1 protein-coding gene is annotated in these 1,409 nt (G+C 45.3%); it reads right to left on the reverse strand.

Annotated features, from left to right (window positions below; genetic code table 11):
- Positions 1-118: 118 nt before the first annotated feature.
- A partial coding sequence (locus tag RR842_RS14680) for a glycosyltransferase (protein WP_332730310.1) occupies positions 119-1,409 on the reverse strand: 1,291 nt, incomplete at its 5' end.

Below are 1,409 nucleotides of genomic sequence, written 5' to 3' on the forward strand. Positions count from 1 at the left end.
GGAACCTCAGGTGTAAACCTGAAAACGCTTCTGGAGCAGGTGTAAGACCAGCCCTCCGTAGGGAGGGAAGGCTACCAGCGGTGAAGGAAGAATCCCCCGCCTTTAGGCGTGGGGAGTGTCAATGCCTATGTTTGCCACGAAATGGTTTTGCGGCTAGACGTGGCAGGGTAAGCAGGGCTCTTCCAATCCTGTAAGAATATGACTGTTCGTATTCATTCCTGCATGCGTCTAGAAGAATTCCCCTGGTTTCCCTCTCTTTGTTCAGCTCTTCATCTTGTCGGGCGATTGTGGCGCTTAGTTTGCTGATCTCGTCGTGGGCTCTATTTGCCCCTTTGAGATAGTGGCTAAAAAGAGTATTCCAGAGTAGCGTGTCTAGTTCGGTAGAATCGCATGAGTTCTTTTTGCCTATAGCAAGATCTTCCAGTACTTCCGTCCAGCTATCTTCGGAATTCTGGGTCGTATAAGATAAAGAGGCTGAAGCCATCTCCATTCTTTTTTTTGTGCTAGAGAGAATGCTGCAAATTTGATCTGCGGCACCTTGAATATCGCCCTGCGCAACCCATTCTATTCCTTTGCATTTCGCAAAAGGTAAATAGGGTAAATCGTATGCAACTATAGGCAGACCATGAGCACAAGCCTCGGCTAGAACCATGCAGTATCCCTCTACCTCGGAGGTGAGCAGTAATACACCTGCATGTGAGTAGTATTTATCGACGTTTTCCTGAAAGCCCTCAAAGGAAATGTGATTAGTTAAATTAAGGCTATTTGCAAGACTTTCGAGTTCTTGTTCGTATGTTTCATAACCACTTTTACCTACAAAAGTCAGCTTCACCTCAGGGTGTGTTTTTGCTACTTTGTCAAGAATGAGAATAGCATCCTCTGGATGTTTGAAAATATCGAAGCGACCTACCCATAGTAATTCCGAGCTGTCCGCATTGATTTTGCTGTTTGTGATTTCTTGTTGGGCATAGCGTTTCGGTAAGGTATTTTTAATTTCGTAGGTGTTGGGGTTGAATTGCTTAAAAAAGCGTTTGTTGACGGCCGTTTGTCCGACTACGGCATCGCATAACGCGGCAACTTTTGGTACGAGCGCAAAGAACCGGCCATCATTCCAGGACGCAAAGGTTCCGTTGGAGACGTCTAGGAAATGGGAGAATACCCCATGAATATTTAAAACAACTTTTATGTTAAGGATGGCGCATAATATTACGTCCCAGACTAGGAAATCGCCGAACCAATCATTGTAAAGAAGAACATCGACTTTGCTTTCGCTTAAAACTGAAGCAAAAGCACTTAAGCGGCTCCCGGTTTCTTTCGTAAGAGATTCGAGCGTGATAGTCTCTAGCTTGCCGCATTTTTTGCCAGCTCCGTAGTAGGCTTCGCTGATAATGATGGAGAGGTATGAGTTT

This window comes from Gordonibacter sp., assembly GCF_036667095.1.
In the GTDB taxonomy this organism is placed as follows: Bacteria; Actinomycetota; Coriobacteriia; order Coriobacteriales; family Eggerthellaceae; genus Gordonibacter.